Here is a 19,792-nt window from a genome sequence, read left to right on the forward strand (position 1 = left end):
CGTGCGGAGGGGTGAGGGTTCGTGGCCGGAACCGGACATGATCTGCTTGATACGCTGTGTAAAACATGCGCGGAAGGTGGTGGCCAGGTGGCTGACGAGGCGGACGGTACCCCTCGCGGACCCGGCGGCCGGGGGTTCTACGGGGCGGTGACGGTCAGCGAACGCGGTCAGATCTCACTGCCCGCCCAGGCCCGCCGTGACCTGGGGATCTCACCCGGTGACAAGCTGCTCGTGCTGGGCGACCCGGCACAAGGGCTCGCCCTGATGACGGTCGACAAGCTCCTGGGGAACATGGACTTCTCCCCGGTGCTGAAGTCCGTGGTGCGGGAGCAGATGGGCGAGGCGGGCGAGCCCGGCTCCAAGAGCGGCGACGGCTCCGGCTGAGGGCACGGCTGGCAGGCCATTAGAAGGGGCGCTCCGCCGTCGTGAACTGCTCCCCGGAAGTTGGTCAGGAACGGTCGGAAGCGGTCAGGAGTCCGAGGGCAGGCGGCGGACGTTGCTGCCGCGGATCCCCGATCCGAAATCACCGCTCTTCCTCGGATAGGGCAGCTTCCCGGACGTGCCCGGTTCGCGTTCGGGCACCGGGATGGCCGGGGCGCCGGGCAGCGGCTGTCCGGCGCTCTCCTGCATCCGCCAGACCACCAGCACACCCACGACACCGGCGGCCATCACCAGCCAGGCTGGCGAGTACAGATTGCCGGTGGACTGCACCAACGACTCGGCGATCAGCGGGGTGGTGCCGCCGAACAGCGCCACCGAGACGTTGAAGCTGATCGCCAGCGCGCCGTAGCGGACCTTGGTCGGAAAGAAGGCCGGTAGTGCGGCGGGCGCCGCCCCGGAGAAGTGCACCAGGGTGATCGCCAGCACCACCACGCCCAGGGCCGCCGTCCATACGCTGCCCTGTTGCAGCATCCAGAAGGCGGGCAGGGACAGCACGATCGCGAAAACGCTGCCCGAGAGCAGGATCGGTCTGCGGCCTACACGGTCGCTCATGAACCCGAACAGGGTCACCGTGGCCAGCATGAACGCCATCGCGCCCAGGGTGACCACCAGGGCCAGGGTCGTGCTGTACCCCAGCTCCGCCTCCAGGTAGGTGGGCAGGTAGGCGGTCACCATGTAGTTGTTCACGTTGAAGACCAGGACCAGCCCGATGCACAGCACCATGGCGCGCCACTGCCCCACGACGGTCTCGCGCAGCTGGCCCTTGCGCCGCTCGCCCCGGGAGTCCTTGGCGAAACCGTCGGTGTTCTGGTTGAAGACCGGGGTGTCGTCCAACTTGAGCCGCAGGTAGAGGCCGACCGCGCCGAGCGGCAGGGCGAGCAGGAACGGGATGCGCCAGCCCCAGTCCTGCATGGTGTCCGAACCCAGCAGCAGGGTCATCACGGTGACGATGGCGGCGCCGCCGACGTAACCGCTGACCGTGCCGAACTCCAGCCAGGAGGCGAGGAAGCCGCGTCGCCTGTCCGGCGCGTACTCTGCGATGAACGTGGTGGCCCCGCCGTATTCGCCGCCGGTGGAGAAGCCCTGGAGCATGCGGGCGACCAGCAGCAGGATCGGCGCGGCGATGCCGATGGTGGCGGCCGAGGGGATGAGGCCGATGGCGAACGTGCTGACCGCCATGAGCAGCATGGTGAACGCCAGCACGTGCTTGCGGCCGACCCGGTCGCCGAGCGGACCGAAGAACATACCGCCGAGCGGGCGCACGAGGAAGGCCGCGGCGAACGTGGTGAAGGTGGCGATGAGCTGCACGCCGGATGACTGCGCCGGGTAGAAGACCAGCCCGATCGTCACGGCGAGGTAGCTGTAGACGCCGAAGTCGTACCACTCGGTCGCGTTGCCGATCGCCGCGGCGGTGACGGCCTTGCGGGTGGCCTTGTGATCGGTCTTCAGGGTCGGCTGGCCCTGACGCGGTTGTTCGCTCACGTCTCTCCTCCGGTGCAATCACCTTAAGTGCATAGATAAGCACCTTGTGTGACGAAAAGGTGGGAGGCGTACGTGTCGTCCGCGGGTAGCGTTGCAGCATGCGCAAAGTGCTGGTCAGTGCCTGCCTGATGGGGCGCCGGGTCCGCTACGACGGACGGGCCAAACCGGTGGGGGACGACACGGTCACCCGCTGGCGGGAGGAGGGGCGCCTGGTCGTGCACTGCCCCGAGATCGCCGGCGGGCTACCTGTGCCCCGACCTCCCGCCGAGATCGAACCGGGCGCCAACGCCGCCGACGTGCTCGCGGGCCGGGCCCGCATCCTCACCCCCGAGGGCGCGGACGTGACCGATCACTTCGTGTCCGGGGCGCACTCGGCCCTGGCCACCGCCCAGACCCACGGGGTGGTGTTGGCCCTGCTCAAGGAATCCAGCCCCTCGTGCGGGCTGCACGAGGTCTACGACGGGACCTTCCAGGGGCACAAGGTGCCGGGGGAGGGCGTGACCGCGCACCTGCTCCGCGAGCACGGGGTGGCGGTGTTCAACGAGAACGAGGTCGCGCAGGCGGCGGACCGGCTCAGGGTTCTGGAACAGGGCTGAGAGTTCCGGAAAGAGTGGCGGGGCGCCGCCGTCACGGCGACGCCCCAGCCCGGACCCAGGGTTCGGATCAGCCCTTGACGACCTCGTAGCGCAGGCAGGCGAAGGGCCCCGCGAGCTTGGCCTCCAACGGACGCAGCTGGACCCGCCCGTCCAGCAGGGGCGCCCCACCGCCCAGGCTGAGCGGCGCGACGGACACCCGAACCTCGTCCAGCAGGCCCAGCCGGGCCAGGTCGGCGGCGATCCGTCCGCCGCCGACCACCCAGATGTCGCGGCCGTCGGCGGCCTTGCTCATCTCCGCGTGCAGGTCCCGCAGCTCTTGGTCGGTGTCGGCGCTGGTGAACCTGAGGTCGCCCTCGACCCGGGGGAGCTCCCGGTGGGTGAGCACCCAGGTGGGTGCCGCGTAGGGCCAGGGCTTGTCGCCCTCGTGCTCGTGGATCCACTCGTAGGTGGTCGCGCCCATCACGATCGCCCCGGCGCCCTTGATGAACTCCGCGGTCGAATCGAGCGCCTCGGTGTCCTCATCGTCCGGGCTCCCGCTCCCGACGGCGAACAGCCACTCCAGTGAGTTGTCCTGGTCGGCGATGAACCCGTCCAGGCTGGTGGCGGTCTCGTAGACGGTTCTGCTCATGTGGTTTCTCCCCGTTTCCTCGATGCTTCGTCTCAGCTGTGCTCGTACCGGGCCCGCTCGTACCGCTCCTGCAACCACTCCAGCGGGTCGCCGTGGCCCACCTCAACCCCCGCCGCACGCAGCATGTGCCGCACGCTCAGCCTGCGGTGCGCCGAGTAGGTGAGCACGTGCGCGACCACCCCGCCGAGCAGGAAACTCTCCGGCGGGTCGCACAGGGCGTCGATGAGCCGGTCGCCCCAGGCGTCCCGCCGCCCGATGTCGGTGACAGTGGCGATCCAGCGTGACCCCGCGTCCTCGTGCCGCAGCCGCAGCGACTCCGGATCGTCGCCCCCGTGCCCGGGGGTGTCCGCGCCCTCGATGGAGGCCAGCCACATCTCCTTGGCCCACACCAGGCGGTCCAGGGTGGTGGCGATGGACTCCTCCGGGCCGTCCCAGGTCAGCGTGGTCCGGCCCGGTTCGCGGACCTTGCGGTACTCCGCCTCGGGCAGGTCCGCGGCGAGCCGGATCAGCAGCGCGGTGTCGTCGACGTCGTGGTGGACCTGGAGCGCGGTCACATCCATGCTGGGGCGGCCTTTCGGTTGCTCCTCCACCCACAGGTGGATCGGCGGGTGGAAGTGGACGCCGTTGGGTGCGGGCAGCCAGCGGCCGCTGCCCGCCGTGGTGGCGCTGGGCGGATGACCGAAGGCGCGCGCGAAGGCCCGTGTGAACCCCTCCACCGACTCGTATCCGGCCGCGAACGCCGCGTCGGTGACGCTGGCGCCCTGGCCGATCTGCCAGGCGGCCCGCTCCAGCAGGACCCGGCGGCGCAGCGCCACCGGGGACTCACCGGTGTCCCGGGACAGCACCCGGCTGAAGTGGAAGGGCGAGGCGTGCGCCTGCCCAGCCATCTCGCTGAGCCGGTTGTTCTCCTCGGACAGGACCGCGTCGAGCAGCTCCCGCAGACGGTCCCGCCCGGAAGGGGGTCGGTGGTGGGTTCGGTCATGTGACCAGTATGTTCGCGGAGCCCCCACCGTCGCTTGACCGTTCTTGCGCAGTGTCGGCGGGTGGAGTGGCCGCCGGACCATGCCCTCAGCCGACCTCGTGACAGCCGAAACCATGGTGCGAACGCTCCGGGAGATGCGATAGAGTCGTCCCCGTTGGCAGCGCCGGACACGGCGAATGCCCAGCGGCCGGGACGTAGCGCAGTTTGGTAGCGCACTTGACTGGGGGTCAAGGGGTCGTGGGTTCAAATCCCGCCGTCCCGACAGGGAAGTTGTAGTTCGTAGAGGGGTCCACCATCTGGTGGGCCCCTTTCTGCGTCTCTGGTGGGGTAGGAGTGGGGTGGAACCGGGGTCGTGCGGGGTGTTGTCCCGCGTCGTGCAGAATTTCGTTCATCGCGGTTGCCGCGGATCGTCGTACCGGTCGTATCTGGCGGCGGTAGACACGTTCGGTGGTGTCGGTGCCGTTGTGGCCGACCAGCAGGGAGATCTCCTCGATGCTCACCTCGTGGTCGGACAGTAGGGACACGAACGTGTGCCGTAGCTCTCGCGCGGTCCATTCTTTCTCGTTTAATCCCGCCTTTCGCATGATCGTGCGCAGCTCCCGCAGGACGTTGTGGCGGTCCAGCGGGTTGCCGGTGCGTGTGCAGAACACCAGGTTGTTGTCCTGCCACAGCTCTGCGGCCGCCAGGCGCTCGCGGGCGTGTACTGCTCGGTGAGCTCCGATGGCTTTGACCGCCGGGGTGGGCAGTTCCAGTGACCGCCTCGACCTGCGGGTCTTGGTGTCGCCGTCCTCGCGTACCGAGGCCCACACATGGATCGTGGGGATCTTGCCTTCGGTGTCGATCTGATCCCAGGTCAACGCTCGGATCTCTTCGGTGCGCGTGCCGGTGACGATGGAGAGCACCAGATAGGCGTACCACCGTGTGCCCCGCGCCGCCTTCAGCACCGCCACGGCCTGGTCCAGCGTCATCGACTTCGGCGGGCGCCCGGGCTTGCTGCCTTTGAGTTTGCCTCGCTGGTCGATCCTGGCCAGTTCGGCGACGTTGCGGGTCACCAGATCCTGTACCTGCGCGTAGCGGATGGCGCGCTCCAGCAGGCTGAGCACCAGCCGCAACGTCCGTGAGGATTCGAGTGATTCCCGGCCGCACCCGGTACGGACCACGGATGCGGTCGGCTGCCTGAGTGAGATCGCGGCCGGTTACGAGTACGCCAGCCAGGCCGCACCCGAGGGATGACGGCCTGGTGGATCGGTGCGGCGGAAGGCGGACAGGTGGTCGACGTCGGGCGCCTGGGCGGGCCAATCCCGACGGTCGACACCGACCACCTGTCTATCGCAGTCTCGACCTGCACGGGGTCTCGTTCGGGTGCGGCCGACCGGTGGAGCGGCCGGATCTTTCACCGTCCGCTGCCGTACCCCCGAACAGGCGCCGCCGATCTACTCAGCCACCATGAACCGCCACGACCCGGAACCGACCGTGTAGACGGCGTAGCCGTCGCGCACCTCCACGAACGAGGCCTCCGGTGGTGCCGTGACACTCTTCTCTTCCTGGCCAAGGAGGGGGACGTGCACCTCACCGACGGCGTTGGGCGGAACGGTCACCTCCAACTCCAGGGCGCCCTCCCCGTCACGGCGCCAACTCGACGCCACCTCGCCGCGAACCGTCTGGGTGCTCGCCTCGGCGTACTCCAGGTCCTCGGGGACATGGGGCTTGAACCGCGCAGTAGCATAGCCCGGCTCGGCCGGCGTGATCCCGGCCAGGTCGGCGTACATCCAGTGGCCGATGGATCCGAAGAAGTGGTGGTTCAGGGAACGGGTGTCGGCGTGCCAGTGCTCCTGGAGCGAGGTGTTGCCGAGTTCGATCCAGTACCCCCAGCTCGGTTCCTCGGTCTGGGTGGCCACCGCGTAGGCCACGTCGATCCGGCCGTGGTGGGACAGGACGGGGAGCAGGTAGCGGGTTCCGACGACCCCGGTGTTCAGCCGGTCGCCGCGGTCCTGGATGTCGGCGACGAGATTGTCGACGACCGCGTCGACGTGTTCGTCGGGGACGAGGCCGAAGGCCAGCGGAAGGATGTTGGAGGTCTGCCGGTACTCCTCGACCCCGGTGGTGCGGTACAGGCCGGCGTCCTCGTCGAGGAAGGCGCGGTTGAAGTCCTCGCGGATCTCTTCCGCTCGTGCCCGGTAGGTCTCCGCGTGCTCGGGTTCGTCGAGGATCCCGGAGATCTCGGTCAGCTGGGTGGCCATCAGGTGGATGTGGGCCGTCGCACTCAGTACGGGACCCTCCGGCGGGTTGCCGCCGGGGGCGACCCAGTCGCCCAGACCGTAGGGGTAGAGGCCGTCCTCGTCGACTCGCGCGTCCACCCAGGAGAAGTAGAGCCTCATGCCGTCGTAGTAGCGCTCCAGAACCTGTACGTCGCCTTCCATCTCGTACAGGTTGAGGGCCATGGTGAACAGGGCGATGTCCCACTCTGGGGTGGGGCCGTGGACAGCGGGCCAGCCCGGTGCCCCCTCGTAGCTCCAACCGGAGGTCGGGACGATCGTGGGGAGCTCACCCGAGGGCAGCTGGGAATCCAGGATGTCGTCCAGGTACTTGCGGTGGAACCGGCTCATGTCGAACTCGTAGTTCGCGGTCGTGGCCGTGAGCTGTGCGTCGCCCGTCCACCCGGCCTTCTCGTAGACCGGGGTGTCGGTGGGGATGTGCTGGTGGTTGTTGAGCAGGGCGCGGCGGGTGTTGCCGCGGATCGTGTTGAGCAACTCCGAACCGCTGTCGAAGTGGCCGACGGAAGCGAAGTCGTTGTGGGTCCACCTCCCTTGCAGGGTCTCGGTGGTGGGGGCCGAGGGCAGGCCGTGGACCTCGACGAACCGGAAACCCTTGTAGGTGTAGGCGGGCTCCCAGCTCTGCGGCCCCTCACCGCCGCCGAGGGTGTAGAGGTCGGTCTGGACCCGGGGCACGGTGTGGAAGTTCTCGTACTCGGGGACCGAGACGAGGCCGTCGTCGTCCAGCCGCTCCCCGTAGCGCAGGGAGACCTCCGTGCCGACGTCACCCTCGACCGTCAGACGGGCCCATCCAGCGATCTGGACGCCGAGGTCGAACACGTATACCCCGGGTTCGGGTTCGGTGATCTCCGCGGGGGTGATGGTCTCGGTGATCCGGATCGGTTCGTGCGGTTGGGCCCGCAGGTCTCCCTCGGGGCCGGGGGTCGTCTCCGCCTTGTCCCACTCCGCCGCGCCGTCGTAGTCGGGGGTGTTCCACCCGGGCTGTTCCCTGCGCGCGTCGTAGGTCTCGCCGACGAACACCTCGTCGTAGCGGGTGGGTCCGTCCAGTGAGGTGTCCCAGCCCTCTCCTGAGGTGACTGTGCTCGTGGTCCCGTCGGGGTGGGTGACGACCAGTAGGGCCCGCAGCACGGGGTCGGACCACCAGGGCGAAGTGTTCCAGTCCCAGGCGTTGTCGGTACTGATGCCGTAGAACCCGCGGCCGAGCTCGACCCCGATCGCGTTGGAGCCTTCGGTCACCAGGTCGGTCACGTCGTGGGTCACATAGAACGCGGTGTCGCTGTAGTCGGTCTGGCCGGGGTCCAGCACCGCGGTGCCCACCCGCTGTCCGTTGACGTGCGCGACCGAGTACCCCAGACCGCTCAGGTACAGGCGTGCCCGCTCAACGGGGCCGCCGGAGTCGAACTCGTGCCGGAAACGCGGTGCGGGCGGGTGCTCGGCGTCGGGGTCCTCGGAGCTGGCGGGGTTGCCGATCCACGCGGCGCCCTGCCAGTCCGCCTCGTCGAACAGTCCGGTCTCCCACCAGGAGGGGGAGCTCCACCCGGTCAAGGCGCCGTCGGCGTCCTGGACACGGACACGCCAGTGGTACCGGGTGGCCGGTTCCAGAGCGGGGCCCGCGTAGAGGATGTGCGCGGAGGAACCGGACTCCACTGCGCCGGAGTCCCACACGTCGGCCCTGCCCTTGGACAGCGCGGATTCCGAGCTCGCCACCTGGATCCGGTAGGTGGTCTGGAGTACGTCACGTTCCTGCGATTCCAACCGCCACGACAGCCGGGGCTGCGCGACGTCGGTGCCCAAGGGGGTGGTGGTGTCTTCCACCCTCAGGTCGACGGGTGCCACATCGGTCGACGCGGCGACCGGAGGAGAGCTCATCGGAGCCACGAGTAGTCCTAGAGTCAGCGCGAGTGCGATCAGGGGCGTTCGGTGTCTTGACATCGGCCTCTCCCATGAGGGGGTGGGGGTACATCGTCGGCGGCTGTCGAACCGGCTAAGGGTCGGGACCGCCGTCGATGGTCGGTGAGGTCGGCAATGGTGGGGCGGGTTCGACCCGCCCCGGATGTCGAGAAAGTGGACGTCGTCCGTGGTCAGTCCTCCTGGTAGGACTCGTCCAGGCGGGCCAGGGCCTGGTCGATGTCGGTATCTCCGGCGAAGAGCTGTTGCACGGCGGTGAAGTGCTCCTGCTGGACCTCGGGGTTGGGCCAGAGCTGGTCCATGAAGGGCACGGTCCTGCCGTCCGCCTGATAGTCGACCAGGGTCTGTAGGGCGGGGTCGGCGTCGAAGTCCACGTCGGGCAGGGCGGGGAGCGATCCTCCTTCGTCCGCGTAGGTCCTCTGGCCCTCGTCCGAGCCCAGGAACTCCAGGAACTGCCGCGCGCCTTCGGGGTTGTCGGCCTCGGCGCCCATGCCGTAGGCCGCGCCGACCGCTCCGGGCATCAGGGTCTGGTCCGGGGCATCGGTGGCGGGCAGAGCGAACATGCCCAGTTCGGCGTCTCCGGTCTCCTCCCGTAGCTGGGCCAACGTGGCGGTCACCTGGACCACTCCCACGGCTTCGCCCTGGGCGACTTCGCTGACCGAGGCCTCGAAACTGGTGCCGAGCGGGCTGTCGGTGAAGCAGCCCTGTTCATCCATCTCCAGGTACTGCTCAAAGGCGTCGCGCCACCCGGAGTCGGTGAAGCTCGCCTGGCCGTTGGCCAGGTCCTGGTCGAAGGTGGGGTCCTCGGAGTAGACGAGACTGGCGACCAGGGAGTAGGTGACGAGCTGGGTCACCCAGTCGGTCTGGTTGCCCAGGGACAGCAGCACCTTGTCGTTGTCCCTGGCCTGTCCGCACAGGTCGATGAGTTCGTTCCAGGTCTGGGGCGCCTCGCCGCCGATCTCCTCCAGCGTCGCGGTGTCGTACAGGACACCGATCCCCGCGTAGGTGACGGGCACGAGGTAGGTGGCGCCGTCCACGTCGGTCACGGCACGGTCGCCTTCGGCGATGCGTCCGGCGAACTCGGTGTCGCTCAGGTCGGCCAGGAACCCGGCTGGTTGCAGGACCTGCAGCGCCGCGGAGTTGCCGTTGCCCGGCCAGACGGTGAACACGTCGGGTCCGGTGCCCGCGCTGAGCTGGGTGCGCAGCGTGCTCTGCAGCTCGACGGTGTCGGCGTAGGAGGCCGTGACCGTGATGTCGTGGGCCTGCTCGAAGGCCTCGATCACGGCATCCATCGAGGACCGCTCGGTGGCGGCGGCGAACACGGTGATGCCGTCGCCCGAGTCTTCACCCTCCCCGGCACAGGCGGCGAGGAGCGGCAAGGTCAGCAGGAGGGAGGCCGAGGGGATGAGGAGGCGGTGTGGTCGCATGGTCGGTGTGTCCTTCGGTGAGGTTGGTGGGTGGTCAGGGATTTCCGTTCATCCCTTCAGGCCGCTCGCGAAGCCCTGGATGACGTGTTTCTGCATCGCGAAGTAGACGACGAGCACGGGGGCGACGCCGATGATCAACCCGGCGAAGACCAGGGGCCACTGCGCGACGTACTGCCCCACGAAGCCGAACAGGGCTACGGGAATGGTCTGTCGGTCGGTGCCGCTGAGGTACATCAGCGGTGTGAGGAAGTCGTTCCACACGAAGATCGTGTTGATGATGATCACGGTCCCCGTGACCGGCCGCATCAGTGGGAGCACCACGCTGACGAAGGCGCGCAGGGGACCGCAGCCGTCTATCTGGGCGGCCTGTTCGTATCCCGGGTCCAGGGAACGCAGGAAACCGGTGTAGAGGAACACCGACATCGGCATCTGCAAGCCGGTGTAGAAGATGATCAGCGCCACCGGGTTTCCGAGTAGCCCCAGGTCCCGCATCGTCCAGTACAGCGGGATCATCGCGAGCTGGAAGGGCAGGAGAAGCCCGAGCATGAACAGCGCGAACACGCCCTTGGACCACAGCCGGGTGGATCTGGCGATCGGGTAGGCCGCCAGGCTGGCCAGCCCCACCAGCAGGGTGACGCTGCCGACGGTGATCAGCAGGCTGTAGAGGATGGCTGACCCCAGGTCCGCGCGTTCCCAGGCATCGGCGAAGTTCACCAGGGTCGGACTGGTGGGGAAGGACACCGGCGACGAGGTCGTCCCCGAAGGTTCCAGGGCGATCGAGACCAGGATGTAGAGGGGGAAGACGAACACCACTGCCGCGGCGATCATCACCGCCTCAAGCACACCGGTGCGCCAGGTGTAGCGGCTCATGACGCCTTCCTCTCCTCGCGGCGCAGGTATCCGTACTGGACAGCGCTGAGCACGATGACGAAACCCGTCAGTACCAGGGCGAGTGCCGTGGAGTAGGCGAACTGGTTGAACTGGAACGCCTGTCGGTAGATCACGGTGGACAGGGTGTCTGTGGCCCCGCCCGGCCCTCCGCCGGTCATCACCCATACCTGGTCGAAGAGCTTGAGCCCGCCGATGACCGAGAGCATCAGGTTGATGGTGATCGCCGGTGCCAGCATCGGACGTGTCACGTTCCAGAACCGTCGAACAGGTCCGGCGCCGTCCACGGCCGCGGCCTCGTGGAGTTCCTTGGGGATGGTCTGTAGGCCGGCTAGGAAGATCACCATGGACAGGCCGGCGAACTGCCAGATGATCACCGCGACCACCGACCACAGGGCGATGGAGGAGTTGCCGAGCCAGTCCTGTTGCAGGAACCCCAGACCGACGGCGTCCAGCACCGCGTTGATCGCCCCGCGCGGGGCGTAGAGGTAACGCCACAGGTAGGCGGCGACCACGGGGGTGATCACGGCAGGGGCGAAGAAGAAGACCCGCAGGATGTTGCGGGATCTGACCGCGCTGTGCAGTCCCAGAGCCAGCAACAGGCCGATGACGTTCTGCACCACGGTCACCGAGAGAGCGATGATCAGCGTGTTGCCCACGGCGGTCCGGGAGCCCCGGCCGTCGAGGATCTCGCGGAACTGCTCCAGACCCACGAACGTGCGCTCCCGTGCGATCCCGTCCCAGTCGGTGAACGCGAACCATGCCCCTTGCAGGCTCGGTACCAGGACGACGAAGGCGAAGAAGGCGAGTGCGGGCAGCAGGAACCACCAGGGGACGGCCTGACCGCTCTGAACGCGGCCGCGTCGTGTGCGCTTCCTGGGGGTGGACCGCGTTTGAGCCGGGATGTCCGGCGGCGCGTCGGCGACGGCCATGGAGGCTCCTCCGTCCTGAGTCCATGCGGTGTCCTGGACTTCTCGAGTCAGCTTCCGACACCGGGTGAGTTAAAATCTTGAAACGTTTCACTCGATGAAAGTGAACTTAACCCCAAGGGCGTGACAGCGTCAACCCTATGGAGTGGCTGCGGTCACATTGTGAAGAAGTTGCAGTTCGAGGCTGTTCCCAGAGGTTCGTTGGGTGCGCTTCGGGTCCGGGTGTCCGAAGATCCCCATGGGGATGGGAGCCTCGGGGGAGTCACCTGGTAAAAACAGATTGAAACGATTCGATGATCTTCTTGGGAAGACGCCCGAGCTTTGGGGGGCGATGGGGGGCGGTGACCACCGACCATGGACTGGGAGGCCGATCCGCGGCCTGATTCCCTCAGGTATCAGACCGGATCCCGTCAGACGGGTCAGAGGCGCACGGCGCACCGACGCTCGTGCCGGGGCAGACACGGGGAACAGAGGAAACGGACAGCGTGAAGACGGTAAGCATCAAAACAGTCGCGACCGAGGCGGGGGTCTCGATCGCGACCGTCTCCAATGTGGTCAATCGTCCCGCAGTGGTCTCCGCCGCCACGCGCGATCGTGTGCGAGCGGTCATCAACGCGCTCGGCTACGTCCCCAATTCCGCCGCGCGCCACCTGAGCAGCGGACGCAGTACCGCGGTCGGGTTGGTCCTCTTCGGTGTGCGCAACCCCTACTTCGCCGACATCGCCCGTGGCGCCGAGGACACCCTGCAGCAGGCCGGGCACCTGTCGGTGCTCTGCAGCACCGATCTGGACACGGACAGGGAGGAGGACTACCTCGACCAGCTCGCCCAGCAGCAGATACGCGACGTGCTGATCACGCCGGTCCAGGTGTCGGACCCCTGGCTGGACCGCCTCAAGGACCGCGGATTCAACTTCGTCCTGATCCACAACGCGGCGGAACACCCCGAGATCTGCTCGGTTGCGGTCGACGATGCCCTGGGCGGCGAGCAGGCCGCCACGCACCTCCTTGCCCGAGGCCACGAGAGCATCACCTTCGTCACCGGGCCCATGAACATGCGAGCACCCAGCGACCGGTACGAGGGGTGCCTGCGCTCCGTCCTGCGCTCCGGCCGGACGGAGGAAGCGCTCAGGGTGATCGAGGTGGACGACTTCACGATAGAACAGGGGCGGCGGGCCGGTGAGCGGCTGCTCGCCGCCACACGTCCGGGAACAGCGGTGTTCTGCGCCAACGACCTGCTCGCCCTGGGAGTCATGCAGGCGGCCTTCCGTGCGGGCAAACGTATCCCGGAGGACCTCGCGATCGTCGGCTACGACGACATCGAATCGGTCACCACCACCGGTGTTCCGCTGACAACGGTGCGCGTCGAAGGTTATGAGCTGGGACGTGCGGCGGCGCAGATGCTCTTGGACGAGGAACGTGATCCGCAGGAACACGTGCACCGCCGCAAGGTGTTCTCTCCCCGGCTCATCGAACGTAACTCCAGCTGAGCACCAGTACCCGTGGGCGGGGCCGAGGTGTCGGCGCGCTGCCCCAGCTCGCGCCGATCACCTCCGGTTGGCCGGTGTGCGCGGCCTGCTCGTCGAGGTTCTTCGGCAGGTACGGGTCCGCTGCGATCTCGATGCCGTAGCGGTTCTTGTAGCGGGCCGGGGTCAGGGCACGTTGTGCCCGGCGGCCTGGATCAACCCGTACCACTCGCTGCGGGTGAGGGGGATGTCCGAGCCAGCGGCGGCGTCGGTCACGCGCCGGGGCGTGGTGGTGCCGAGCACGACCTGGATGCCCGCCGGGTGCCGGGTGATCCACGCGACGGCGATCGCGGTCGGAGTCACCTGGTACTTCGTGGCTAGGTGTTCGAGCTCAGCGTTCAACTCCGGGTAGTCGGGCGAGTCGAGGAACACGCCGTCCTGGAAGGCCTTTTGGAACGGCGACCACGCCTGCAGGGTGATCTTGTTGACCCGGGCGTAGTCGACGATGCCGCCGCCGTCACGGGTAATCGAGTCCTCCTGGGCCGTCATGTTCGACGACAGGCCCTGGGCGATGATCGTGGAGTGCGTGATCGACAGCTGCACCTGGTCGGCGACGATCGGCTGGGTGACCGCCGTCTTCAGCAGGTCGATCTGCCGGGGCGTGTGGTTGGAGACACCGAACGCCCGGACCTTGCCCGATGACTCGAGGTGGTCGAAGGCACGGGCGACCTCCTCGGGCTCGACGAGCGCGTCGGGACGGTGCAGCAGCAGCACGTCGAGGTAGTCGGTCCCCAGCGCTTTCAGCGACTCGTCGACGGAGCCGACGATGTGCTCGTAGGACTGGTCGTACCCCCACGGTTGGGCAACGATCCCGGTCTTGGTCTGCAGGGTGATCTGCTCCCGCTCCGAGGGGCTCAGCCGCAGTGCCTCGGCGAACTGGCGTTCGCACAGGTGGATTCCGCCACCGGGGTGGTTGAACCCGTACAGGTCGGCGTGGTCGAAGAAGTCGATCCCGGCCTCGCGCGAGGCCGTGTACAGCTCGCGGATCCGCTCGTCGGTACTGCCGGAGATCCGCATCATCCCGGCAACGACGTTGGGTGCCTCGGTGCCGGTGGTTCCGAAGGGAACGGTCCTCATGGATTCCTCTCGCGGGTGGTTCAAAAGGCGGTGTCGATGCGCAGGACCCGGTCGTCGTCCGGACCCGGCCCAGCCTCCGAGGGGGTGGGGGTTGAAGGCGCGCTCCGCGACGCCCCCCGCGGGCTCCGCCCCCGTGCACGCGGTCAGCACGACCAGGGCCGCGGCGGAGGCGGTGAGAATACCGAAGGCTCGCGTTTCCCTCATGCCGGCTGCCCGCCGATGAATGTGCGGAACGCGCCGCGGTCGCGGTGCAGGGACCAGATCCGGTCCGCGAGGGCGTCGGGCTCGTGGTCGGGCTCCCCGCCGCCGATCCCGCGGGGGATGATCAGCTGGGCGACGTGGATACCCTCGCCCGCGAGGGCGTCGTGCAGCATCTGTCCGTAGGCGCTCTCCCCGGCGAAGGCGACGGAGGTTCCCGCGACGTTCCCGTTCGGAGTCGCGGCGCTGCCGCCGTTGATGAACAGGATCGTGCCGCGACCGAGCCCGCGCAGTCCCGGCAGGACGTGCTGGACGGCGGTGGCCGGCCCGTACACCGACTGCTCGACGGGGCCGACGAGGTCCTCCGCGGTCGTTTCGAGTACCGGCTTCATGAACTCCTTCGCGGGCACCGGGCTGTACTGGAGCACCTCGATCGGCCCGAGGTCCGCGGCTGCGGCGTCGAGCGCGGCGCGCAGCGTCTTCAGGTCGCGGACGTCGGCCGTGTAGCCGCGTGCCGTGATTCCGTCTTCGGCGAGCTCGGCGGCGAGCCGGTCGACGTTCTCCCGGGTGCGGGAGATCAGTGCGACGGAGAATCCCTCGCGGCCGAAGCGGCGGGCGGTGGCCCGGCCGAGACCGGGGCCGACTCCGACGATGGTGATGGTGGTCATGGTGATCCTTCCGACGGGGTCCCCGTGTCCAAGGAGGCTGGGCGACCGAGGGGAGACGACCGCTTCCGCATTCCTTGCCGATGTCGCGTCGGCGGGGCCGCAGGGCCGGTCAGGCCCGCGTGGCGGTGCCGTTCACGTGTTCCACGGTAGGCAGCAGACGACACACGTGGGAGTCCCTACGAGTACTCCCATCGACCGGGACTCCCTGATGCGGGCGGGCCGTGCTGCCATGGATCTTGGACGTCGCCGCGCCCTCGGGCCGTACATGTGAACCTCGACCGCCACGACGCCCCGCCTTCCTGTCTTCCACCGAAGGGCCCTCTTCCGTCATGTCCGAAACATCCACACGCCCTGTCGCCGCACCGGCCGGGACGGTGCGCCTGCCGTTCGTGATCTATGTCCTCGCCGCCGGGGTGTTCCTCATGGGCACCACCGAGTTCATCGTCGCCGGGATCCTCCCGGAGATCGCGGCCGACCTCGGGGTGGGCGTCGCGGATGTCGGGCTGATGATCACCGTGTTCGCCATCGGGATGATCGTCGGCACGCCCCTGATGGCGATCGCGACCCTGAGGCTCCAGCACCGGTTAACGCTCTCCCTCGCGCTCATGCTGTTCGCGATCGGCCATGTAGTCGTCGCGCTCAGCTCCCACTTCGGGCTCATCCTCGGCATGCGCTTCGTCACGGCTCTCGCCACCGGCGCGTTCTGGGCTGTAGCCGCCGTGGTCGCCGCCAAGGCAGCCGGGCCTTCCCGCAGCTCCCGAGCGCTGGGCATTGTGCTCGGTGGCGGGATGCTCGCCAACGTCATCGGCGTGCCGCTGGGTTCGTTCGCCGGGCAGGCCATCGGCTGGCGCGGCCCGTTCTGGGCCCTCGCGATTCTCGCGTTGCCGGCAGTGGTGGCGATCCTCAAGCAACTGCCCGCCGACCCGGGCGACGTTCCCCTGCCGTCCCTGAGGCGCGAGCTCGCCGCCCTGCGGGACGTCCGTGTCTGGCTCGTCCTCGCCGGGGCGGCGATCGTGTGCGGCTCGTCGCTGGCTGCCTACAGCTTCATCTCCCCGCTGCTGACCGAGAACACCGGTATGGCGGCGTCTTCGGTCCCGCTGGTGCTTCTCACCTACGGCGTCGGCGCGCTGATCGGCTCCAACCTCGGCGGCCATATCGGCTCGGTCCGCCCCTACCACGTACTCTTCGCGTCCGCCTCGGCGACGTTCCTCGTCCTCGTCGGTCTGGCGCTGTTCTCCCACCTCCCGGCCGCGACCGTGGTCCTGGTGTTCCTGCTGGGCCTGTTCGGCATGTCGACGAACCCCGTCCTCATCGGCAAGGCCGTCGGCTATGCCGACAAGGCACCGACACTCGCCTCCGCGCTGAGCACCTCGGCGTTCAACGTCGGCACCGCTGTCGGTTCCTGGATCGCCGGCTTCGCCATCGAGTCCGCACTCGGTGCGTCCGGTCCGGTCATCGTGGGTGCTGCGATCGCAGCGCTGTACTTCCTGCCGCTGAGCGCGCTGATCGTCAAGGACCGCCGAGCCGGGCGGCTGCGCTTGGAGGACGGGGTGAACGCGTAGGGCCGCCTGCCCTTCGGTGTCTGACGCAGGTTCTTCCCCGGGGAGACCGCCGCCCCGCCTCGCGGCATGCGGGGCGGGGCGTTCGTCGAGTGTTGGCCTCCTCCGAACCCGGACTCTACAGCCGACGGTGGCGATGCGGATTCGCGTGCTGTGGGACGGCATGCACACCTCGCCCAGGGAACGGTCGAAGCGGCCTATCCGCGCTAACCCCACGCCGCGTGAGGGCCGGACCGCCGTATCCCACAGGACACGTGCGAGAAGGCCCCGGCCAGGAGGCCGTCCACCTATTCCGAGAGGCGCTCGTAGGTCACGCGCCAGCCTTCCGAAGAGTCGGTCGGCGTCAGAACAAGCGTGTCCTCGGCCACCTCGTAGTTGCGGGTGAGGGTCTCTCCGATGAGGTCGCGCGCGAGCGCCGACTCGACATCCACCTCGAAGGTACCGGCGTCCGAGTCGACGGTCAGCGCACCGTAGAAGGCCTCATACCCCTCGACCGTGTAGGCGGTGTCCGGGGCTTCGGAGTCGGGGTTCATGGCCTGTACCGACACGCTCTCCGAGGCGAAGGCGATCTCCCCCGAGTACGGCACCTCCTGGAGATCCCCTTCCTCTCCAGCCTCCAGGGACGTCATCCGCCACACGCCCATGAGCTCGTCATCTTCGCCGGCCTGCCCCGCACCCCCGTTGGTCGCCTCCGCGACCGGCTCCGCCGCCTGGGCACACCCGGCCGTGAAGACCAGCAGTCCGAGTGCGCAGGAGGCGAACAGCAGTTCCTTCTTCATCTTGCGACCTCTCAATGTCAGTAGGCGATCACTACCCACGACGCTAGGCGGACCGTCGCGGCGACGGGAGTCCCTGTCAGTGCCCCGCTCCCTGTACCCCCCACGCATCGGAGCTCGGAAAACAGGCGACCACCCCGTCCACAGCGGGCCCGGTCACCCGCCGGAACCCGCTCGGTAAAAGTCGGTGACCCGACTTGCACACCGGTTCACGGACCGACGAAGAGTCCGACCTACCTGCCGGGTCGGTCACAGCACAACAAGCCATGGAAAGGCCTAGTACCACCGCTCCTCGCGTCGGACCCGTGCCCTATGCCGAGCCGGGTGCCCGCATTGCCGCACTCTCTTTGCTTGCGTCGGCGATACCGGCAACCGCGCGCGGCCGCGGAGCCGGTCATGGGGCAAGGCAGGGTCAGGAGGAAGGCAGGGGTGCCGGCGTGACCCTGATGCGGATGCCGTCGGGCAGGTCGCGCAGCACGTCCAGGTCGTAGTCGAACCGTCCCATCCGCACCAGCCCCGGCCACCTGCCGGGGCTGCCGTAGTAGAGGACGAACCCCTGCGACGGGGCGTGGTAACCGATCTCCCCGGGGCGGGGGGAGTCGGCGTCCGGCACCCCGCGCAGAGTGAGGGAACGACCCAGGGGCGCGACCTTCTCGACCTGGTTGAAGTCCTCGAAGACCAGCTCGAGCGGCAGCAGATCCGCGAACTCCCGGGCCACCGGGTGGTCGTAGAGCTCACCCTTGACCCGGGTGCCGTTGACCGCCAGTTCGATCTTCATGCGCCTCCTCCTCACGGACGATGTCCCTTCTCACGCTAACGACACGGCGGCGTTCAGGGAGTCCCTGCCAGTACCTCTCACCACAGGGACTCCCCCCATGAGCGCGCAGCCTGTTCGCTGGACACAGAACCACCATCGCCTCGACCGGAAGGCCGATCTCCATGCGTTTGACCAAGCCCGCCGCCGGTGCGGCGATCGCCCTGGCCCTCGCCGCTTGCGGTACCGCTCCCGAGACGGGGCCGGCCAGCAGTTCCCCGCCTACGGTGTCGGCCACACCGGGCACGGCCCCGACCCCCGGCGCCCCAGCCTCCGGTGGGACCCGTGGAGACGAGCAGGGCGTCATCGGCACGGTCGTGCGGTTCACCGCCGGTTCGGAGAGCGTGGACGTCACCATCGGCGAGGACAGTCCCGCCACCCGCGACTTCCTCGGCATGCTGCCTCTGACACTCGAACTGGAGGAGTTCAGCGGCCGGGAGAAGATCGCCTACCTGCCCCGGGACCTCGAACACCAGGGCTCACCCGGGTCCGACCCCGAGGACGGCGACCTCATCTACTTCGTCCCCTGGGGAAACCTCGGTTTCTACTACAACACCGCTGGTGTCGGCTACTCCGACCAGACCCTGCACCTGGGCACCTATGACGCGTCCGCCGAAGAGCTCGCCCGTTTCGAGGGGCGGGAGACCACCGTCGAGATCGTGGAGTGAGACCGCAGGTGCCGCAAGACCCGGTCGCCTCCGGTAGCGCAGCGGCCCTACAACCCCTCGTCGCGCGGATAGCCGGGTGCGGGTGAATGAGGAGCGGTGCGCTCGTCAGCGGCCCAGGAGGCGAGCAGTTGCATCCGTTCCGCTGACGCCGAGCCCGGCTCCGCAGCGTAGATGGTCAGGGTCAAGCCGGGCTCGGCGGCCATCTCCAGGCCCTCGAAAGCGAGGGTGAGCTCACCGACGACCGGGTGGTGGAAGGTCTTGAACCCGGTGCCGTGGTGGCGGACGTTGTGCGCACCCCACAGCCGGCGGAACTCCTCGTTGCGGGTGGAGAGCTCCCCGATCAGGTCGTGCAGTTCCTTGTTATGCGGGTCGCGGCCGGCCTCGGTGCGCAGGATCGAGACGGTGACCTCAGCGAAGGCGTCCCAGCCCGGATAGAAATCGTGGGCTCGCTCGTCGAGAAAGGTGAACCGAGCGATGTTGGGCGGCTGCCCAGACATGTCGTAGACGCCGGAGTAGAACGCCCGCCCCAGTGCGTTGGCCGCCAGGACGTCCATCCGCCCGTTGCGGACGAACGCCGGACCCGCGATGACCGCGTCCAGCGTCCACTGCAAGCTGGGATGCGGAGCCCAGCGCTTGGCGCTGCGTCGTTTCGGCGGCCGCGCGACGGGGCTGGCGGCGCGGGCGAGGTCGAACAAGTGGGCGCGCTCGGCGTCGTCCAGGCGCAGCGCCCTGGCCAGGCTGTCGAGCACCTCCGGAGAAGCACCCTTGATCGCACCCCGCTCCAGCCGGGTGTAGTACTCCACGCTCACCCCGGCCAGAGTGGCGACCTCGCTGCGGCGCAGGCCCTGCACCCGCCGGTTCGTGCCCGGCGGCAGGCCGACGTCCCGGGGGTTGATCCGGGCACGCCGCGTGGTCAGGAACTCGCGCACTTCGGCTCGGTTGTCCATACCTCCAC

The 19,792-nt window shown here is 68.4% G+C and carries 18 protein-coding genes and 1 tRNA gene; 6 read left to right on the forward strand and 13 right to left on the reverse strand.

Annotation, left to right across the window (positions count from 1 at the left end):
• The first annotated feature begins 87 nt into the window (after positions 1-87).
• Positions 88-384 (forward strand): AbrB/MazE/SpoVT family DNA-binding domain-containing protein, encoded by a 297-nt coding sequence (locus D457_RS0106835; protein WP_017579903.1) that lies wholly within the window; start codon positions 88-90, stop codon positions 382-384.
• 84 nt (positions 385-468) lie between these two features.
• On the opposite strand, the gene D457_RS0106840 is transcribed toward D457_RS0106835, so the two are convergent.
• On the reverse strand, positions 469-1,923 hold the full coding sequence (locus D457_RS0106840; protein ID WP_017579904.1) for an MFS transporter: 1,455 nt from the start codon (positions 1,921-1,923) through the stop codon (positions 469-471).
• A 98-nt stretch (positions 1,924-2,021) separates the two neighbouring features.
• Between D457_RS0106840 and D457_RS0106845 the strand changes: the two genes are divergently transcribed.
• A complete protein-coding gene (locus D457_RS0106845) occupies positions 2,022-2,519 on the forward strand; it encodes a DUF523 domain-containing protein (RefSeq protein ID WP_017579905.1) in 498 nt (165 codons plus the stop codon).
• Between the two features lie 67 nt (positions 2,520-2,586).
• Here D457_RS0106845 and D457_RS0106850 read toward each other — a convergent pair whose 3' ends face one another.
• Both D457_RS0106850 and D457_RS0106855 read right to left on the reverse strand, forming a co-directional pair.
• Entirely contained in the window at positions 2,587-3,147 is a 561-nt protein-coding gene (locus D457_RS0106850) for a dihydrofolate reductase family protein (protein WP_017579906.1), read from the reverse strand.
• Positions 3,148-3,179: 32 nt separating this feature from the next.
• Positions 3,180-4,244: a helix-turn-helix domain-containing protein gene (locus tag D457_RS0106855; RefSeq protein ID WP_086002187.1), complete on the reverse strand. Its 1,065-nt coding sequence runs from the start codon at positions 4,242-4,244 to the stop codon at positions 3,180-3,182.
• 73 nt (positions 4,245-4,317) lie between these two features.
• On the opposite strand from D457_RS0106855, the gene D457_RS0106860 reads away from it, so the two are divergent.
• A tRNA-Pro gene (locus D457_RS0106860) sits at positions 4,318-4,391 on the forward strand.
• Here D457_RS0106860 and D457_RS34545 read toward each other — a convergent pair.
• The 5 genes from D457_RS34545 to D457_RS0106885 form a co-directional block, all read right to left on the reverse strand.
• A complete protein-coding gene (locus tag D457_RS34545) occupies positions 4,357-5,232 on the reverse strand; it encodes a site-specific integrase (protein WP_152514161.1) in 876 nt (291 codons plus the stop codon). The genes D457_RS0106860 and D457_RS34545 overlap by 35 nt on opposite strands.
• A 330-nt stretch (positions 5,233-5,562) precedes the next feature.
• Positions 5,563-8,334 carry an alpha-L-rhamnosidase gene (locus D457_RS32000; RefSeq protein ID WP_083926688.1) on the reverse strand — a complete coding sequence of 924 codons (2,772 nt, stop codon included), beginning with the start codon at positions 8,332-8,334 and terminating at the stop codon, positions 5,563-5,565.
• A gap of 149 nt (positions 8,335-8,483) precedes the next feature.
• Positions 8,484-9,737: an ABC transporter substrate-binding protein gene (locus tag D457_RS0106875; protein ID WP_017579910.1), complete on the reverse strand. Its 1,254-nt coding sequence runs from the start codon at positions 9,735-9,737 to the stop codon at positions 8,484-8,486.
• Between the two features lie 48 nt (positions 9,738-9,785).
• The gene (locus tag D457_RS0106880; RefSeq protein ID WP_017579911.1) at positions 9,786-10,607 is read right to left on the reverse strand and encodes a carbohydrate ABC transporter permease; all 822 of its coding nucleotides are present in this window, start codon (positions 10,605-10,607) and stop codon (positions 9,786-9,788) included.
• The gene (locus D457_RS0106885) at positions 10,604-11,557 is read right to left on the reverse strand and encodes a carbohydrate ABC transporter permease (RefSeq protein WP_017579912.1); all 954 of its coding nucleotides are present in this window, start codon (positions 11,555-11,557) and stop codon (positions 10,604-10,606) included. Before D457_RS0106885 ends, D457_RS0106880 begins: the two co-directional genes overlap by 4 nt.
• 482 nt (positions 11,558-12,039) lie before the next feature.
• Here D457_RS0106885 and D457_RS0106890 point away from each other — a divergent pair, with 482 nt between their 5' ends.
• Positions 12,040-13,041 (forward strand): LacI family DNA-binding transcriptional regulator, encoded by a 1,002-nt coding sequence (locus D457_RS0106890; protein ID WP_017579913.1) that lies wholly within the window; start codon positions 12,040-12,042, stop codon positions 13,039-13,041.
• A 162-nt stretch (positions 13,042-13,203) separates the two neighbouring features.
• Here the strand turns inward: D457_RS0106890 and D457_RS0106895 are convergent, their stop codons facing one another.
• Both D457_RS0106895 and D457_RS0106900 read right to left on the reverse strand, forming a co-directional pair.
• Entirely contained in the window at positions 13,204-14,154 is a 951-nt protein-coding gene (locus D457_RS0106895; protein WP_017579914.1) for an aldo/keto reductase, read from the reverse strand.
• Positions 14,155-14,354: 200 nt separating this feature from the next.
• Positions 14,355-15,020 (reverse strand): SDR family NAD(P)-dependent oxidoreductase, encoded by a 666-nt coding sequence (locus D457_RS0106900; RefSeq protein WP_017579915.1) that lies wholly within the window; start codon positions 15,018-15,020, stop codon positions 14,355-14,357.
• Between the two features lie 329 nt (positions 15,021-15,349).
• On the opposite strand from D457_RS0106900, the gene D457_RS32005 reads away from it, so the two are divergent.
• Positions 15,350-16,582, forward strand: a complete 1,233-nt coding sequence (locus D457_RS32005) for an MFS transporter (protein WP_017579916.1) — start codon at positions 15,350-15,352, stop codon at positions 16,580-16,582.
• 284 nt (positions 16,583-16,866) lie between these two features.
• On the opposite strand, the gene D457_RS0106910 is transcribed toward D457_RS32005, so the two are convergent.
• Positions 16,867-17,358, reverse strand: a complete 492-nt coding sequence (locus D457_RS0106910; protein ID WP_017579917.1) for a lipocalin-like domain-containing protein — start codon at positions 17,356-17,358, stop codon at positions 16,867-16,869.
• A 409-nt stretch (positions 17,359-17,767) separates the two neighbouring features.
• On the reverse strand, positions 17,768-18,133 hold the full coding sequence (locus D457_RS0106915; protein ID WP_017579918.1) for a cyclophilin-like fold protein: 366 nt from the start codon (positions 18,131-18,133) through the stop codon (positions 17,768-17,770).
• Positions 18,134-18,294: 161 nt separating this feature from the next.
• Here D457_RS0106915 and D457_RS0106920 point away from each other — a divergent pair, with 161 nt between their 5' ends.
• Positions 18,295-18,837 carry a cyclophilin-like fold protein gene (locus tag D457_RS0106920; protein ID WP_017579919.1) on the forward strand — a complete coding sequence of 181 codons (543 nt, stop codon included), beginning with the start codon at positions 18,295-18,297 and terminating at the stop codon, positions 18,835-18,837.
• Between the two features lie 47 nt (positions 18,838-18,884).
• Here D457_RS0106920 and D457_RS0106925 read toward each other — a convergent pair whose 3' ends face one another.
• A complete protein-coding gene (locus D457_RS0106925) occupies positions 18,885-19,784 on the reverse strand; it encodes a helix-turn-helix transcriptional regulator (protein WP_017579920.1) in 900 nt (299 codons plus the stop codon).
• Between the last annotated feature and the right edge of the window lie 8 nt (positions 19,785-19,792).

The organism is Nocardiopsis valliformis DSM 45023, from assembly GCF_000340985.1.
GTDB classification, from domain to species: domain Bacteria; phylum Actinomycetota; class Actinomycetes; order Streptosporangiales; family Streptosporangiaceae; genus Nocardiopsis; species Nocardiopsis exhalans.

Bases quoted from the DNA above. Each gene is read 5' to 3' on its own strand.
- D457_RS0106845 (WP_017579905.1), top strand. From the start codon at position 2,022: ATGCGCAAAGTGCTGGTCAGTGCCTGCCTGATGGGGCGCCGGGTCCGC.
- D457_RS0106850 (WP_017579906.1), bottom strand. From the start codon at position 3,147: ATGAGCAGAACCGTCTACGAGACCGCCACCAGCCTGGACGGGTTCATC.
- D457_RS0106855 (WP_086002187.1), bottom strand. From the start codon at position 4,244: ATGGTTTCGGCTGTCACGAGGTCGGCTGAGGGCATGGTCCGGCGGCCA.
- D457_RS32000 (WP_083926688.1), bottom strand. From the start codon at position 8,334: ATGTCAAGACACCGAACGCCCCTGATCGCACTCGCGCTGACTCTAGGA.
- D457_RS0106875 (WP_017579910.1), bottom strand. From the start codon at position 9,737: ATGCGACCACACCGCCTCCTCATCCCCTCGGCCTCCCTCCTGCTGACC.
- D457_RS0106880 (WP_017579911.1), bottom strand. From the start codon at position 10,607: ATGAGCCGCTACACCTGGCGCACCGGTGTGCTTGAGGCGGTGATGATC.
- D457_RS0106885 (WP_017579912.1), bottom strand. From the start codon at position 11,557: ATGGCCGTCGCCGACGCGCCGCCGGACATCCCGGCTCAAACGCGGTCC.
- D457_RS0106895 (WP_017579914.1), bottom strand. From the start codon at position 14,154: ATGAGGACCGTTCCCTTCGGAACCACCGGCACCGAGGCACCCAACGTC.
- D457_RS0106900 (WP_017579915.1), bottom strand. From the start codon at position 15,020: ATGACCACCATCACCATCGTCGGAGTCGGCCCCGGTCTCGGCCGGGCC.
- D457_RS32005 (WP_017579916.1), top strand. From the start codon at position 15,350: ATGTCCGAAACATCCACACGCCCTGTCGCCGCACCGGCCGGGACGGTG.
- D457_RS0106910 (WP_017579917.1), bottom strand. From the start codon at position 17,358: ATGAAGAAGGAACTGCTGTTCGCCTCCTGCGCACTCGGACTGCTGGTC.
- D457_RS0106915 (WP_017579918.1), bottom strand. From the start codon at position 18,133: ATGAAGATCGAACTGGCGGTCAACGGCACCCGGGTCAAGGGTGAGCTC.
- D457_RS0106920 (WP_017579919.1), top strand. From the start codon at position 18,295: ATGCGTTTGACCAAGCCCGCCGCCGGTGCGGCGATCGCCCTGGCCCTC.
- D457_RS0106925 (WP_017579920.1), bottom strand. From the start codon at position 19,784: ATGGACAACCGAGCCGAAGTGCGCGAGTTCCTGACCACGCGGCGTGCC.